The sequence below is a fragment of the Shinella sp. GW821-FHT10F02 genome (genome assembly GCF_058809275.1).
The window spans coordinates 453,458-467,219 of the sequence record NZ_JBXASL010000003.1 but is presented as its reverse complement, the minus strand read 5'-3'; the positions used below and the strand labels follow the sequence as shown (position 1 = coordinate 467,219).

Annotated in this window: 15 protein-coding genes; 9 read left to right on the top strand and 6 right to left on the bottom strand. The window is 64.2% G+C overall.

What is annotated here, in order from left to right; all coding sequences use genetic code 11:
- Positions 1 to 56 precede the first annotated feature (56 nt).
- Both mobA and mobB read left to right on the top strand, forming a co-directional pair.
- Complete coding sequence (gene mobA, locus AC1RWL_RS12050; RefSeq protein ID WP_493094635.1) at positions 57 to 692, top strand: molybdenum cofactor guanylyltransferase MobA; 636 nt, start codon at positions 57 to 59, stop codon at positions 690 to 692.
- Positions 689 to 1,213: a molybdopterin-guanine dinucleotide biosynthesis protein B gene (gene mobB / locus AC1RWL_RS12045; RefSeq protein WP_493094636.1), complete on the top strand. Its 525-nt coding sequence runs from the start codon at positions 689 to 691 to the stop codon at positions 1,211 to 1,213. Before mobA ends, mobB begins: the two co-directional genes overlap by 4 nt.
- 12 nt (positions 1,214 to 1,225) lie before the next feature.
- On the opposite strand, the gene AC1RWL_RS12040 is transcribed toward mobB, so the two are convergent.
- The 3 genes from AC1RWL_RS12040 to AC1RWL_RS12030 form a co-directional block, all read right to left on the bottom strand.
- Complete coding sequence (locus AC1RWL_RS12040) at positions 1,226 to 1,858, bottom strand: glutathione S-transferase family protein (RefSeq protein WP_492647105.1); 633 nt, start codon at positions 1,856 to 1,858, stop codon at positions 1,226 to 1,228.
- A 145-nt stretch (positions 1,859 to 2,003) separates the two neighbouring features.
- Positions 2,004 to 4,079 (bottom strand): OmpA family protein, encoded by a 2,076-nt coding sequence (locus tag AC1RWL_RS12035; RefSeq protein WP_493094637.1) that lies wholly within the window; start codon positions 4,077 to 4,079, stop codon positions 2,004 to 2,006.
- Between the two features lie 181 nt (positions 4,080 to 4,260).
- Positions 4,261 to 6,387 carry an OmpA family protein gene (locus AC1RWL_RS12030; protein WP_493094638.1) on the bottom strand — a complete coding sequence of 709 codons (2,127 nt, stop codon included), beginning with the start codon at positions 6,385 to 6,387 and terminating at the stop codon, positions 4,261 to 4,263.
- A gap of 342 nt (positions 6,388 to 6,729) precedes the next feature.
- Between AC1RWL_RS12030 and AC1RWL_RS12025 the strand changes: the two genes are divergently transcribed.
- The 7 genes from AC1RWL_RS12025 (at position 6,730) to AC1RWL_RS11995 (ending at position 11,919) form a co-directional block, all read left to right on the top strand.
- Entirely contained in the window at positions 6,730 to 7,512 is a 783-nt protein-coding gene (locus AC1RWL_RS12025; RefSeq protein ID WP_256115592.1) for an ABC transporter substrate-binding protein, read from the top strand.
- A 172-nt stretch (positions 7,513 to 7,684) separates the two neighbouring features.
- On the top strand, positions 7,685 to 8,488 hold the full coding sequence (locus AC1RWL_RS12020) for an ABC transporter permease (RefSeq protein WP_256115591.1): 804 nt from the start codon (positions 7,685 to 7,687) through the stop codon (positions 8,486 to 8,488).
- Positions 8,485 to 9,315 carry an ABC transporter permease gene (locus AC1RWL_RS12015; protein ID WP_256115590.1) on the top strand — a complete coding sequence of 277 codons (831 nt, stop codon included), beginning with the start codon at positions 8,485 to 8,487 and terminating at the stop codon, positions 9,313 to 9,315. The genes AC1RWL_RS12020 and AC1RWL_RS12015 overlap by 4 nt, the downstream gene beginning before the upstream one ends.
- 144 nt (positions 9,316 to 9,459) lie before the next feature.
- On the top strand, positions 9,460 to 9,726 hold the full coding sequence (locus AC1RWL_RS12010) for an usg protein (protein WP_256115589.1): 267 nt from the start codon (positions 9,460 to 9,462) through the stop codon (positions 9,724 to 9,726).
- A 62-nt stretch (positions 9,727 to 9,788) separates the two neighbouring features.
- Entirely contained in the window at positions 9,789 to 10,604 is an 816-nt protein-coding gene (locus AC1RWL_RS12005; protein ID WP_439618524.1) for a class I SAM-dependent methyltransferase, read from the top strand.
- Positions 10,605 to 10,652: 48 nt separating this feature from the next.
- Positions 10,653 to 11,543 carry an NAD(P)-dependent oxidoreductase gene (locus AC1RWL_RS12000; protein WP_493094945.1) on the top strand — a complete coding sequence of 297 codons (891 nt, stop codon included), beginning with the start codon at positions 10,653 to 10,655 and terminating at the stop codon, positions 11,541 to 11,543.
- A gap of 1 nt (position 11,544) precedes the next feature.
- On the top strand, positions 11,545 to 11,919 hold the full coding sequence (locus AC1RWL_RS11995) for a UCP034077 family protein (RefSeq protein WP_493094639.1): 375 nt from the start codon (positions 11,545 to 11,547) through the stop codon (positions 11,917 to 11,919).
- A gap of 5 nt (positions 11,920 to 11,924) precedes the next feature.
- On the opposite strand, the gene AC1RWL_RS11990 is transcribed toward AC1RWL_RS11995, so the two are convergent.
- The 3 genes from AC1RWL_RS11990 to AC1RWL_RS11980 form a co-directional block, all read right to left on the bottom strand.
- A complete protein-coding gene (locus AC1RWL_RS11990) occupies positions 11,925 to 12,413 on the bottom strand; it encodes an Lrp/AsnC family transcriptional regulator (RefSeq protein ID WP_256115585.1) in 489 nt (162 codons plus the stop codon).
- Positions 12,414 to 12,480: 67 nt separating this feature from the next.
- Positions 12,481 to 13,110, bottom strand: a complete 630-nt coding sequence (locus AC1RWL_RS11985; protein ID WP_493094640.1) for a uracil-DNA glycosylase family protein — start codon at positions 13,108 to 13,110, stop codon at positions 12,481 to 12,483.
- A gap of 12 nt (positions 13,111 to 13,122) precedes the next feature.
- On the bottom strand, positions 13,123 to 13,689 hold the full coding sequence (locus AC1RWL_RS11980; RefSeq protein ID WP_493094641.1) for a thermonuclease family protein: 567 nt from the start codon (positions 13,687 to 13,689) through the stop codon (positions 13,123 to 13,125).
- Positions 13,690 to 13,762 lie beyond the last annotated feature (73 nt).

Genomic DNA, 13,762 nt, shown 5'->3' with positions numbered 1-13,762 from the left:
GAGCCAGAGCCGCACCGACTAGATCGGATGGGAACCAACCTGCCGATGGGAGCGAGATGGCACCGGCACAAGCGATATTGGGCGTGATCCTCGCCGGCGGGCTTTCCTCCCGCATGGGGCAGGACAAGGCGCGCATCCGTCTCGGCGGCGCCGCGCTCATCGATCGCGCCGCCCGGCGGCTGCGCCCGCAGGTCTCCACCGTCGCCGTCAACGCCAATGGCCCCGTGCTGTTCGAACGCGGCGAGGAACTGCCGGTCTTTGCCGATCTCGACGCCGCGCGCGCCGGCCCGCTCGGCGGCGTGCTCGCCGCCCTCGACTATGCCAAGCGCCACCACCCGCAAGCGAGCCACGTCGCCACGGTGCCCACGGACAGCCCGTTCTTCCCGACCGACCTCGTCGCCCGGCTCGCCCGCGTCGTCGATACGCCGGAGCGCATGGCCGTCGCCCGCTCGGTCAGCGGCCTGCATCCCGTCTTCGCGCTATGGCCGGTGACACTCGCCACCGACCTCTCGGAATGGCTTGCCGGCGGCGGGGCGTTGCGGGTGCGCAGCTACCTCGAACGCCACCAGGCGCGCGACATCACCTTCCCGTTGATCGAGACGCCGCGCGGCGAGTTCGACCCGTTCTTCAACATCAACACGCCGGACGATCTCGACGAGGCGGAAAACTGGCTCTGGGTGCTGGAGCGATGACGCGTCCAAAAATCTTCGGCATTGCCGGATGGAAGAATTCCGGCAAGACCGGGCTTGCCGTGCGGCTGGTGACGGAACTCGTCGCCCGCGGCTACCTCGTCTCGACGATCAAACACGCCCACCACGATTTCGACATCGACAAGGTCGGCGCCGACAGCTACCGCCACCGCCAGGCCGGGGCGCATGAGGTGACCATCGTCTCCGGCACGCGCTATGCCATCATGCATGAGTTGCGCGGCGCGCCGGAACCGAGTTTCGAAGAAATCCTCGCCCGCCTCGCCCCCTGCGACCTCGTGCTGATCGAAGGCTACAAGCGCGAGCCGATCCCGAAAATCGAGGCCCGCCGGCTGGAAGCTGCCAACAGCATCCCGCTTGCACCGGAAGACCCGCATATCGCAGCCATCGCCGCCGATCACCCGGTCAACGACACCACGCTGCCCGTCTTCGATCTCGACGACACCAAAAGCATCGCCGATTTCGTGGTGGCAGTAACCGGCCTCGCAAGCCCCTCAACTGTCTGAAGCGAACCGCCGTCAGGCGGCAGACTGAACGTCCGCGAAGGCTTTGGCGATGCGCTGCGGCGCCTCGGGACGCGCATACATCCGCTCAAGATAGGCCTGGAGACCGGGACAACCGTCCAGAAGCTCGCATTCATTGGCCCAGTCGAGCACATAGGCGGTCACGCAATCGGCGACGCTCATCCGGTCGCCGACGATGAACGTGCGCCCCTCCATGTGGCGCTCCAGCACCTTCGCCATGGCCGTAAACTCTTCCCGGGCGAGCGCGATATCGCCGGGCAGGCGCTTGTCCTCATCATACAACATCGTGTGCTTGGTGATACGCCACACCGGCTGCTCCAGCTCGGTGACGGCGAACAAAGCCCAGCGATAGGCCTGCGCCCGCTCCTTCAGGTCGGCCGGCATCAGGCCCTTGGCGCCGTACTTCTCGGCGAGATAGAAGACGATCGCCGCGGATTCCGTCAGGACGAGATCGCCATCCACCAGGACCGGGATTTTCCCGGCCGGATTGAGGCGCAGGAAATCAGGCTGGTAGTTTTCGCCAGCCATGACGTTGACGGGTACGAATTCGAATTCGGCATCCAGCGTCTGAAGTGCCCACAGGGCGCGAAGCGAACGCGTCGGGCCAAATCCATAGAGTTTCATCATCGCGGTTCTCCTGCTTCTCACGGTTTCCAAAGGACGCCGGAAGAATGCCCGAGCCGACAGCCGGCGCCAGAAAAACTTTCCGCACCAAATAAGAAGGCCGCGGAATTTCTCCCGCGGCCTTCTTCATCTCATCGGCTAACGCCGATTATTCGGCCATCGCCACCGGCTTCACCAGCGGCGTGACGCGGCGGATGGTGACGCGGCGGTTGAGCTGTTCCGAAGCATCGGTGTCGATCTTCAGGAAGCGCTCGCCGTAGCCCTGCGTCGCCAGGTTCTCCGGCGCGATGTCGTAGACGTCGGTCAGGATGTTGGCGACGGCCTCGGCGCGTTCGTCGGAAAGCACGAGGTTCGATTCATCCGAACCGACGGCATCCGTATGGCCCTCGATCAGGAAGGTCTCGCCCGGATCCTTGTCAAGGATCTCGTTCATCGCGTCCGCCACCCGCTTCAGCGTCGAGGCCTGGTTCATCGAAATATCCGCCGAGCCGGTCGCAAAGGTGATCGTATCGAGGTCGATACGGCGCACCTTGTCGCGGATACGGGCGGAATATTTCACCTCATCGAGCGAGTAGACGCGCTCGACCGGCTCCACCGGCGGGCGATCGAGGAAGGCACGATAGTCCGTGTCGTCTTCCGCCGACGTGTCGATGATATATTCATCGACCGGGATCGTCAGGCGCATCGGCGGCAGGCGTTCGCCGGGATCGACGAAGGTCGGCCGGCTGTCGCGGTCGATTTCCGGGGCGTAGTACATGACATATTCGCGGCCACCGCCATCGATGCGCGAGCGCTGGATGATGTCGCCGTAGCGGTTGCGGATGGTGACGACGCGGTCGCCGTTCGGCCGCACGATGACCTCACGGGTGCGGCCGTTCGGCAGATCCTCGTAATAGGTCTCCGTGGCGCGGCGCGACAGGCGGCGCCCGTCGTCGGATCGCACGATGATGCCGCCGTCGAAATTGATCACGGTGCGATCATCGATTTCGCGCTCGACGCGCCAGCCGTCCCGGTCGTCGTAGCGCGGACGGCGGTCACGGCGCTCGCCGCGCTCGCGGTCACCCGATTCGTAGCGAACCCGGTCGCCTTCCCAGCCGACCTGCGCATCGCGGTCGGATTCGGGAACGCGCACGCGCACGTCACGGCGCTTTTCCTTGCGCTCGCGACGCAGCTCGTCGCGCGAGCGGTCGCGGCGGTTGTCCCAGTCCTTGTCACTGTCGAGCACGGCGGCACCGTCGGTGAACGGCAGCTCGATCGTGTCCGTCGTGCCGGACGGGTCGCGCGCGATGCGCTCGCGGTCCTTGTCGCGCTCGCGGCGCGGACGGCCGGCCGTCTCGTCCGGACGCTTGCCTTCCCGCTCGGCCTCGCGCTGCTTTTCGCGGCGTTCCTGGCGCGCCTTCTGGTCGTCCTGCTTCTGGTTGGCTTCCGCCTCGCGCTGCTTCTTGCGGCGTTCCTCGCGGGCACGCTGCTGGTCCGCATCCTGACGCTTCTGATCCGCCTCGGCATCACGCTGTTTCTGACGCCGCTCTTCACGGGTCTTCTGCGTGTTTTCCTGCTTTTGGCGATCGGCTTCCCGTTGACGCTGATCCTTGCGGTCCTCAGCGCGCCAGGTTCCCTGGTTTTGGTTTTGCTCCTGCTGCTGCTGATCCGCTTCGGCTTCACGCTGCTTCTTGCGGCGTTCCTGGCGATTTTCCTGCTGCTGCTGGTCCGCCTCGGCCTCGCGCTGCTTCTTGCGGCGCTCCTGGCGGTTCTCCTGCTGCTGCAGGTCGCCTTCAGCCTCACGCTGCTTCTTGCGACGCTCCTGGCGGTTTTCCTGCTGCTGCAGGTCGCCTTCAGCTTCGCGCTGCTTCTTGCGGCGTTCCTGGCGGTTCTCCTGCTGCTGCTGGTCACCTTCAGCTTCGCGCTGCTTCTTGCGGCGCTCCTGGCGGTTTTCCTGCTGCTGCTGGTCGCCCTCGGCCTCACGCTGCTTCTTGCGGCGCTCCTGGCGATTGTCCTGCTGTTGTTCAGCCTCGCGGTTGCGTTCGCGCTTGTTCTGGCCGCCGCCCTGCTCCTCGCGATTGCGCTTCTTGCGAATGATTTCCTCTTCTTCGCTCTGCACCGTCGTCACGTCGGATTTTTCGACTTGCGGCAGCACCGGCCGCACCATGGCCGCTTCGACCGGCTGCCAGACCAGCGAAAAGATGGGCAGGGCCACCGTCGCCAGAAGTGTTGTTCTCTTAGCCATTGGCGTTTCCTCGTTTGCCAGCGTTTGACGCACTTGCTTCAGGGTTTGGGGCGATTTTGTGTTTCAATGCAAGCCGCCACTGTTCAAAAAGACGCTAAATCATCGCAGATGAATCCGCGCTGAATGCGACATGGCCGCCGGCAATATACCGGCGGCCATGTTAGAACGCTTGAAAGCGCGATCAGTTCGCCCGCGCCATCGGGCGCACCAGTGTCGTCACCCGGCGGATGGTGACGCGGCGGTTCTGCTGCTCGGCAATGCTCGTCTTCACCTTCAGGAACCGCTCGCCATAACCCTGCGTCTGGAGATTTTCCGGCGGAATGCCGTAAACGTCCGTCAAGAGGCTCGCGACCGATTCGGCACGCTCGTCGGAGAGCACGAGGTTCGACTTGTCCGAACCCACCGCGTCGGTATGGCCCTCGATCAGGAAGGTCTCGCCCGGATCCTTGTCGAGCACCTTCTGCATCGCGTCGGCGACGCTGCGCAGCGTGCGGGCCTGGGACATCGGCACTTCCGCGCTCGCCGTGGCGAAGGTGATCGTGTCGAGGTCGATACGGCGGACCTTGTCGCGCAGGCGGGCCGAGTGCTTCACCTCGTCGATCGTGTAGACGCGCTCGACGCGCTCGACCGGCGGCTCGGACAGGAACTCGTAATAGTCACGGTCCGGATTGCTCGACGTGTCGATGATATAGTCGCTGACCGGAATGCGCAGGCGCATCGGCGGCAGCTCGTAGCCGACATCGACGAGGCCCGGACGCGGCGAATCGTCCTCCAGCTCCGGCGCATAGACGAGGATATATTCCCGCCCGTCCCGGCCGACGCGCGAGCGCTGGATGATATCGCCGTAACGATTGTAGATCGTCACGATCTGCACGCCGCCGGGGCGCACGATCGTCTCGCGCACGCGGCCGCGGGCGAGGTTGTCGTAATAGACCTCCTCCGAATCGCGGCGGAGGCGCGGCCGGTCGTCGCCGCGCACGATCAGCTGGTCGCCGACCTCCAGCACCGTGCGGTTCTCGACGCGCTCGATGACGTTGACCTGCGTGACGCTGTTGTCGATCGTCGTGTTGTTGTTGATGACCGTATTGTTGATCACGGTGTTGTTGATGATGTTGGTCGTCTCCGGCACCTCGAAGTCCGGCGCGCGCTTGACACGCCTGCCCTCTTCCCTGTTGCCGGCCTCGATCTTGCCCGAGACGGCCTCGCGAACCTCTTCGGAAATCGCCGTCTGGGCGGAATCGTCCGAATCGGGAACCGGGACCTCTTCTTCCTGGGCGCGCAGTTCCTCGCGCTGCTTGCGGCGCTGGTCGCGGCTCTTCTGGCCACCGGAATTGTCGGCGTCCTTGTCGCTGTCGAGCACGGCGGCACCGTTCTCAACCGGCAGTACGACGGTGTCGTCGCTCTTGCCCGGATCTTCGGCGATCTCCTGCTTCTGTTCTTCCGTCAGCGTGTCGACCACCTCCGGCACCGGCTCGGTGGCGGGCGTTTCGCCGGTCTCGGCCGTTGCCGGCTGCTCCGTACCGCTCTCGGCCGGGGTTTCCTCGCCGGCAACCGCGGGCTGCTCGCCCTCGCCGGTGGTCGGCTGCTGTTCGCTTTCGCCGGTCGTGGTCGCCGGCTGCTCGTCGCCCGTCGTCGTTTCGGCAGCGCTGCCATCCGGCTGTTCCACCGGCTGCTCGGCCTGCTGGTCCTCGGCCGGCTTCTGCTCTTCCGCGGCCTTCTGTTCTTCCGCCTGGCGCTGCTCCTCAGCCGCGCGCTGGGCCTCGTCCTCGGCGGCCTTCTGTTCGGAAGCAGCCTGCTGGGCCTCTTCAGCGGCTTTCTGCTCTTCGGCTTGGCGTTGCTGCTCTTCCGCGGCGGCACGCTGTGCTTCGTCTTCCGCAGCCTTCTGCTCGGAAGCAGCCTTTTCGGCCTCTTCGGCGGCCTGCTGTTGTTCCGCAGCGGCGCGCTGCGCTTCTTCCTCGGCAGCCTTCTGTTCGGCAGCGGCGCGCTCCACCTCCTCGGCGGCCTTCTGCTCGTCCGCAGCGGCGCGCTGGGCTTCCTCTTCGGCAGCCTTCTGCTCGGCGGCGGCGCGCTCGGCCTCTTCGGCAGCCTTCTGTTCCTCGGCCTGGCCCTGCTGTTCCTCTTCCGCCGCGGGCTGGCTATCCTGCTGTTGCTGCAGCAGTTCTTCCTCGCTCGGCTGGCCCTGGTCAGTGCTCTCCTGCGCAACCTCGAACGGCTTCATCAGCGCATCGGCGAGCGTCGGCGTAGCGATCAGCGCGCTCGACAGCACCGGCAGTGCCACGGTTGCGAATAGTCTGGAGCGGAAACTCATTTTTCTGTCCTCACGGTGTCCCGTCTGTTGCATCGAGAGGGGTGCATCCGGCTCTTTCGGCCGGTGGGTGAACCCGTCATGGTCTTCCAAAGGCCTAGCCATCGGCGCCTTAACCCTGCCTGAACGGCTTCGGTTGACGCAGGAGATAGGTCGCGCCGCCGGCCCGGCCAGTGGAGGGGCCGTGAAATTGTCGGGGAAACCGGGCGGAAAGACGGCGGAAAACCAGTTGATTTTTTGGCGAAAATTGGTCGATTATCCGACCCAAGCGGGCAGCCCTGCCCGCTTCACATCAAGGCCCGGACAACAAGAAGAACCCGAGAGCCTATAATAGAGAGGATCAAAATGCGTATTTCCAAACGTTTCACGCTTGCAGCTTCGGCTGCGGTCATCGCCCTCTTCGCCTCCTCCGCGATGGCTGAAGGCGAGAAGATCGTGATCGGAACGGAAGGCGCCTACCCGCCCTTCAACAACCTCGAATCCGACGGCACGCTGACCGGCTTCGACATCGATATCGCCAAGGCGATGTGCGAGGAAATGAAGGCCGAATGCACCTTCGTGACGCAGGACTGGGACGGCATCATTCCGGCACTCATCGCCAAGAAGTTCGACGCGATCATCGCCTCCATGTCGATCACCGAAGAGCGCAAGCAGCAGGTCGACTTCTCCAAGAAGTACTACAACACGCCGCCGGCCATCGTCGTGCCGAAGGATAGCGAGATCACGGAAGCCACCCCGGAAGCGCTCGCCGGCAAGCTGCTCGGCGCCCAGGGTTCGACGACCCATTCCAACTATGCCGAAGCGCATATGAAGGATTCCGAGGTCAAGCTCTATCCGACGGCTGACGAGTACAAGCTCGACATCGCCAACGGCCGCATCGACGCCGTGATCGACGACGTGGTCGTGCTTTCCGAATGGCTGAAGTCCGAGGATGGCGCCTGCTGCAAGCTGCTCGGCACGCTGCCGATCGACCCGGTCATCAATGGCGAAGGCGCAGGCGTGGCCGTTCGCAAGGGCGACACGGCGCTTGCCGACAAGTTCACGGCAGCGGTCGCGGCAATCCGCGCCAATGGCAAGTATCAGGAAATCAACGCCAAGTACTTCCCCTTCGACGTCTACGGCGACTGATCGCGGCACGTACTGCTTCATGCGGGTTTTTTCTGACCCCATCAGCAGAATGCACGGGCGGGAGGGCTTGCTCTCCCGCCCCTTTTGTTTGAGAACTTGTACATAAAGAAAAGACGGGCGCATAAGGCGCCTTAACAAGAAGCGCGAAGCGCGCATCGGGGGTTCTTCTGGCATGAGCGGGTTTTTCGCCGCCATCGTCGAGGCGGTATCCGCATTTCTCGGGATCATCGATCCCCTCTGCGGACCGATCGGCATCTTCAATCTATTCGCGGGCAATACGCTCCTGGCATGCGGCGACGCCGGCTGGGGCGACGAGATTGCGCTGGGCTTCCTGGTGACCGCCAGCCTCGCCATCGCGACCCTGCCCGTCGGCCTGTTCTTCGGCTTCTTCATCGCGCTGGCCAAACAATCGGAAGAACGCTCGCTGCGGCTTTCGGCAAACATCTACACCACGCTCTTCCGCGGCCTGCCGGAGCTTCTGACGCTCTTCATCGTCTATTACGGCCTGCAGATCCTCGTGCAGAACCTCATGGCCGCGGTCGGCTATGACGGCGCGGTGGAAATCAACGCCTTCTTCGCCGGCATGATCGCGCTCGGCGTGGTCTTCTCCGCCTATTGTTCGGAAGTTTTGCTGTCGGCCTTCAAGGCGATCCCGCGCGGCCAGTACGAGGCGGGGTATGCGCTCGGCTTGCACAAAGGCCGCACCATGCGCCTCATCGTCCTTCCACAGTTGATCCGCGTGGCCCTTCCCGGCCTCGGCAATCTCTGGATGGCGCTCCTGAAGGACACCGCGCTGGTCTCTGTAATCGGCCTGCCGGACATCCTGCGCCAGACGAGTGTGGCCGCACGCGTCACCAAGGAAGCCTTCGAGTTCTACGCCATCGCCTGCCTGCTCTTCCTGGTGCTCGCCTTCCTCTCCTCGCTGGTCTTTTCCTCGATCGAAAGCTGGGCCAAACGGTCGGAGGCCGCACGATGAGCTACGTCACCACCCTCATCCCGCCGCAGGCTCCGCCGCCGGCCCCGCCGAAAACCTTCACCGCCGGCCGCTTCTTCGGCAACATCTTCATGGGCGTCTGGCTGGCGCTGACCGTCGGCATCTTCCTGATGATCGTTGGCGGCTGGGATCCGGAAAAATTCACGAAATACGGCCCGAGCTACCTGTCTGGCCTCGGCGTCACGCTGCTGCTCGTGGCGCTTTCGGTGGTGCTTGGCGGCCTCATCTCGCTGCCGCTCGCCTTTGCGCGCATGTCGAAGAACCCGGTCTTCTCGTGGATCGCCTACGGCTACGTCTATTTCTTCCGCGGCACGCCGCTGCTCACCCAGCTCTTCCTCGTCTATTACGGCCTCGGCAGTTTCTCCGCCGAACTGAAGTCGCTCGGCCTCTGGTGGTTCTTCCGCGACGCCTGGAACTGCGCCCTCCTGACCTTCACGCTCAACACCGCCGCCTACCAGGCCGAAATCCTGCGCGGCGCCATCGAGAGCGTGGCGCGTGGCCAGCATGAGGGCGCCGCCGCCCTCGGCCTGCCCAAGAAGGTCGCCTTCTTCAAGGTGATCCTGCCGCAGGCGCTGATCGTCGCGCTGCGTCCCTATGGCAACGAGATCATTTTGATGATCAAGGGCTCGGCCATCGTCGCCATCGTCACGGTCTTCGACCTGATGGGCGAGACCCGCCGCGCCTTCTCGCGCACCTTCGACTACCAGGCCTATCTCTGGGCAGCACTTATGTATCTCCTGATCGTGGAGCTGCTGCGCAATCTCTGGGCCTGGCTGGAACTGCGCCTGACGCGCCACCTGAAGCGGTGAGACCCTTGGCAGCACTCGCAGGTGAGAGCTGCCAAGATCCTGTTTTCAAAGAAAAATTCTCACTATCCATCAAAAATCAATATTTCATTAACCCTGTAAGCGCTCAATCATAGGGACCATCATTCACCACGCAATGAGGTCCCTATGACGAACGACATGGCAATGCAGCTCAAGGGCTATGGCATGACCACGGCCCAGATCCTCTATCGCATGCCGGATCACCAGCAGTTCCTGCAGACCTATATCTGGCAGCACTACGATCTCGCCCCGGATTTCCCGGAGATGAAGCGCTTTCTCAAATTCTGGCAGGAGAAGCTGGACGGTCCGCTGCATTCGGTGCGCTACGTCCACCGCCGGCTGATCTCGGCCTCCGAATGGCGCGCACTGAAGGGCGAGTTCATCATTCACTGACGAACCTGCGCGGACGGCGATCGCCATTGCAAAAGTCCTGTGCGGACCGTAAGAGACCGCGCATGACCAAGATCGACGAAGACGCGCTCGCGGACGCCTACAACCGCGCCCTTTCGCTGGAAAAATCCGGCGATTTCGATGCCGCCGCCAAGGCCTATGCCGAAGTGCTGGCGCTCGACCCCGAGGACCATGGCGGGGCCGCCGTGCGGCTTGCCTCGATGGGCCGCGGCGAGACGCCGGAAAAGGCGCCCGACGCCTATGTCACCACCCTCTTCGATCAGCATGCCGAAGTCTTCGACAATGTGCTGGTCGAGCAACTCGGCTATTGCGTGCCGCTGCTCGTGCGCCAGCGGTTTCAGGCGCTCGGCCTCGGCCCTTTCAAGCGCGTGCTCGACCTCGGCTGCGGCACCGGCTTGACCGGCGGGGCGCTGCGCGACATGGCGGAAGACATCACCGGCGTCGACCTTTCGGAGAACATGGTCGAGATCGCGCATGACAAGGAGCTCTACGAAACGCTCTACGTCGCCGAAGCGATCGATTTTCTCGAAGACAACGACGACGAGCCCTTCGATCTCATCACCGCGACCGACGTGCTGCCCTATCTAGGCGCGCTCGAACCGCTGTTCTTCGGCGTTGGCGAAAACCTCGTTGCCGGCGGCCATTTCATCTTCTCCTCCGAGACGCTGCCGGAAGACACATTTGCCGGTCGCCCCTTCATGGTCGGCCCGCACCAGCGTTTCGCGCATGGCGCCGGCTATGTCCGCCAGCGCCTCGATGAGACCGGCTTCGACCTCGTCGAGATGACCGACATCACCGTTCGCATGGAGGAAGGCGAGCCCATCCCCGGCCATCTGGTGCTCGCCAAGTATCGCGGCTGACGAAACACTTTCGCTGAAATCAATGATCCGCTACACCTCCTGCCAAAGATTGCAGGAGGTTACGGCATGGCAAAGGTTGCATTCATCGGTCTCGGCGTCATGGGCTATCCCATGGCAGGCCACCTGAAGGTCAAGGGTGGGCATGAGGTGGCGGTCTACAACCGCACCTTTGCCAAGGCGGAAAAATGGGCAGCTGAGTTCGGCGGCCAGGCCTTCGCGACGCCGGCCGAGGCCGCCAAGGATGCCGATTTCGTCTTCACCTGCGTCGGCAACGACGACGACCTGCGTTCCGTCACGACGGCCAAGGACGGTGTGCTCGACGGCATGAAACCCGGCGCCATCCTCATCGACAACACCACCGCCTCGGCTGAAGTCGCCCGTGAACTCGACGCCGCCACCCGAGCCAAGGGTCTCGGCTTCGTCGATGCCCCCGTTTCCGGCGGCCAGGCCGGTGCGGAAAACGGCGTGCTCACCGTCATGTGCGGCGGCGAGGAAGCAACCTTCGAAAAGGCGAGACCGGTCATCGACGCCTATGCCCGCATGGTCGGCCTGATGGGCCCGGCCGGCGCCGGCCAGCTTGCCAAGATGGTCAACCAGATTTGCGTCGCCGGCGTCGTGCAGGGCCTTGCCGAAGGCATCCATTTCGGCAAGCAGGCCGGGCTCGACATGGAGAAGGTCATCGAGGTCATCTCCAAGGGCGCTGCCGGCTCCTGGCAGATGGACAACCGCCACAAGACGATGATCGCCGGCAAATATGATTTCGGCTTCGCCATCGACTGGATGCGCAAGGACCTCGGCATCGTGCTGTCCGAAGCCCGGCTCAACGGCGCCAAGCTCCCGGTCAGCGCCCTCATCGACCAGTTCTACGGCGACGTGCAGGACATGGGCGGCAACCGCTGGGACACGTCCTCCCTGCTCGCCCGACTGGAGAAGAAATAACATGGTGCGCCACCGCGCCATGATCGCCTTCGCGGCACTGGCGAGCATCGCTGCGCCGGCCCGGGCAGACGATGCCGCCGCGCTGGCGCTCGCCACCGCGCTGCACCAGAAGATCGCGCAATGCTGGAACGTCCCGGCGGACCTGCCCGCTCATGTGGATGCCGTCCGGGTGGGATTTTCGCTGACGGAAGCGGGCGAGCTCGACGGCTCGCCGAAGGTGGACGGCCCCGTCGCCGGCGATCCGGCGACGAAGACCTTCGTGGCGAGCGCCGTCCGCGCCGTCGTGCGCTGCGCGCCGTTCACGGGCCTCGAAAAGCTCGCGCCCTACGACACCTGGAAGTCGGTGTCGGTGACCTTCAGGCGGCCGGAGATGTAGGCGCCTTACTCTTCGCCGCTCTTCTGGTTGTCCACCATCATGTAGTCGAGCGGCAGCTCCGTCGTGTACTTGATCTGCTCCATCGCGAAGGCGGAGGAGACGTCGCGGATCTCGATGCGGGCGATCATGCGCTTGTAGAAGGCGTCGTAGGCGCCGATATCCGGCACGACGACGCGCAGCAGGTAATCCACCTCGCCGCTCATGCGGTAGAACTCGACGACCTCGGGAAACTCGACGATCACCTCGGAAAAGCGCTTCAGCCATTCCGTCGAGTGCGAATTGGTGCGGATCGAGACGAAGACCGTGACCTTGGTGTTGATCTTGATCGGATCGAGCAGCGCGACGCGCTTGCGGATCACGCCGTCCTCTTCCATCTTCTGGATGCGCCGCCAGCACGGCGTGGTCGACAGACCCACCTTCTTGGCGAGGTCCGCCACTGCCAGCGTGGAATCTTCCTGCAAAAGGCGCAGGATCTTGCGGTCCAGACGATCCATCGATTTCCCCTAACGAAATTTAATTCCCTCATATACCGTGATAGCGGCAAAATGAAAGAAATGCATTTCATTCCGTAAGAGTTTTCACCCGATTTCGCAACTCCGGAAGAACCTCTTGCTCAAACCACGGATTGCGTTTCAGCCAGCCGGTGTTGCGCCAGCTCGGATGCGGCAGCGGCAGCACCGCCGGTCCCTCGTTGCGACCGAGATGCCGCCGCCACTCGCGCATCGTCTCGGTCATGCTCGCGGCTTTCGCCGCCCCCAGGTGCCAGGCTTGCGCATATTGGCCGATCGCCAGCACCAGCTCGACCTGCGGCATGGCGCCGATCACCCGGGCACGCCAGAGCGGCGCGCATTCGCGCCGCGGCGGCAGGTCGCTGCCATGAGCGTCATAGCCAGGAAAACAGAAGCCCATCGGCACGATGGCGAATTTTGCCGGATCGTAGAAGTCCTCGCGCGTCATGCCGAGCCAAGTGCGCAGCCGATCGCCCGAGGCATCGTTGAACGGCAGGCCGCTGCCATGCACCCGCAGCCCCGGCGCCTGGCCGGCGATCAGGATGCGCGCGGTGCTGGAGATAACCGCGACCGGCCGCGGCTCGTGCGGCAGGCGATAGGCCGGTCCCCTCGCCGGCGCGTCGCGACAGAGCCGACAGGCCGCGATCGCGGCGCGAAGTTCTGCCAATCCCGCATCATCCATCGCGTCGTCCGTTCAAAGCAGTCCCAATGCGCCCAGAATGCTGCCGAGCACGCCCGGTTCCGCAGCGTGCACGTCTTCCTGCGGCCGCCCGTTCGTCCGGCGCCACTGCTGCGGCATGTCGAACTCGGAGCCCCAGAGCCCCTTGCGCTCGGCCTTGGCAAACTGTTCCTCGTCCTCGTAGCCGCCATAGGCAACCGCCAGCCCCTCCCGCACCATGCGCTCGCCGAGGTCGCCCTCCAGCGTCTCGCAGCGCGCGAGCCAGCGGTTGTACTTGTCGGTGCCCTCGGTGCGGCAGGTAATAGCACCGCCGCGCAGCAGCTCGGCGAGCCGCGAGCGCGCGGCAACGCCGCAGCGCCAGTCGGCGCCGTCGCGCTTGCAGACCTGCGTCAGTTCCGGCGTATCGATGCCGACGAGGCGGATGCGGTGGCCATCGAGCGTCAGCGTGTCGCCGTCCGCCGCCCGCGCCGCACCTGTGATCGTCTCGCCGGTTTCGCCGCTCACGCGCGCCACGACCAGCGCCGTCAGCGCCAGGATCGCCATCGCCACGCCGACATCACGCGCGCGCCTCGTAAGTCCCATGCAACCCCGTTCCTGTCCTAGAGTCCTGACGTTTCGTCATATGGCGGCGCGAGGCCCAATTCACGTTACGGAA

Excerpts from the sequence above, each read along its gene's own strand:
- mobA (WP_493094635.1), top strand. The coding sequence starts at position 57 with ATGGCACCGGCACAAGCGATATTGGGCGTGATCCTCGCCGGCGGGCTT.
- mobB (WP_493094636.1), top strand. The coding sequence starts at position 689 with ATGACGCGTCCAAAAATCTTCGGCATTGCCGGATGGAAGAATTCCGGC.
- AC1RWL_RS12040 (WP_492647105.1), bottom strand. The coding sequence starts at position 1,858 with ATGATGAAACTCTATGGATTTGGCCCGACGCGTTCGCTTCGCGCCCTG.
- AC1RWL_RS12035 (WP_493094637.1), bottom strand. The coding sequence starts at position 4,079 with ATGGCTAAGAGAACAACACTTCTGGCGACGGTGGCCCTGCCCATCTTT.
- AC1RWL_RS12030 (WP_493094638.1), bottom strand. The coding sequence starts at position 6,387 with ATGAGTTTCCGCTCCAGACTATTCGCAACCGTGGCACTGCCGGTGCTG.
- AC1RWL_RS12025 (WP_256115592.1), top strand. The coding sequence starts at position 6,730 with ATGCGTATTTCCAAACGTTTCACGCTTGCAGCTTCGGCTGCGGTCATC.
- AC1RWL_RS12020 (WP_256115591.1), top strand. The coding sequence starts at position 7,685 with ATGAGCGGGTTTTTCGCCGCCATCGTCGAGGCGGTATCCGCATTTCTC.
- AC1RWL_RS12015 (WP_256115590.1), top strand. The coding sequence starts at position 8,485 with ATGAGCTACGTCACCACCCTCATCCCGCCGCAGGCTCCGCCGCCGGCC.
- AC1RWL_RS12010 (WP_256115589.1), top strand. The coding sequence starts at position 9,460 with ATGACGAACGACATGGCAATGCAGCTCAAGGGCTATGGCATGACCACG.
- AC1RWL_RS12005 (WP_439618524.1), top strand. The coding sequence starts at position 9,789 with ATGACCAAGATCGACGAAGACGCGCTCGCGGACGCCTACAACCGCGCC.
- AC1RWL_RS11995 (WP_493094639.1), top strand. The coding sequence starts at position 11,545 with ATGGTGCGCCACCGCGCCATGATCGCCTTCGCGGCACTGGCGAGCATC.
- AC1RWL_RS11990 (WP_256115585.1), bottom strand. The coding sequence starts at position 12,413 with ATGGATCGTCTGGACCGCAAGATCCTGCGCCTTTTGCAGGAAGATTCC.
- AC1RWL_RS11985 (WP_493094640.1), bottom strand. The coding sequence starts at position 13,110 with ATGGATGATGCGGGATTGGCAGAACTTCGCGCCGCGATCGCGGCCTGT.
- AC1RWL_RS11980 (WP_493094641.1), bottom strand. The coding sequence starts at position 13,689 with ATGGGACTTACGAGGCGCGCGCGTGATGTCGGCGTGGCGATGGCGATC.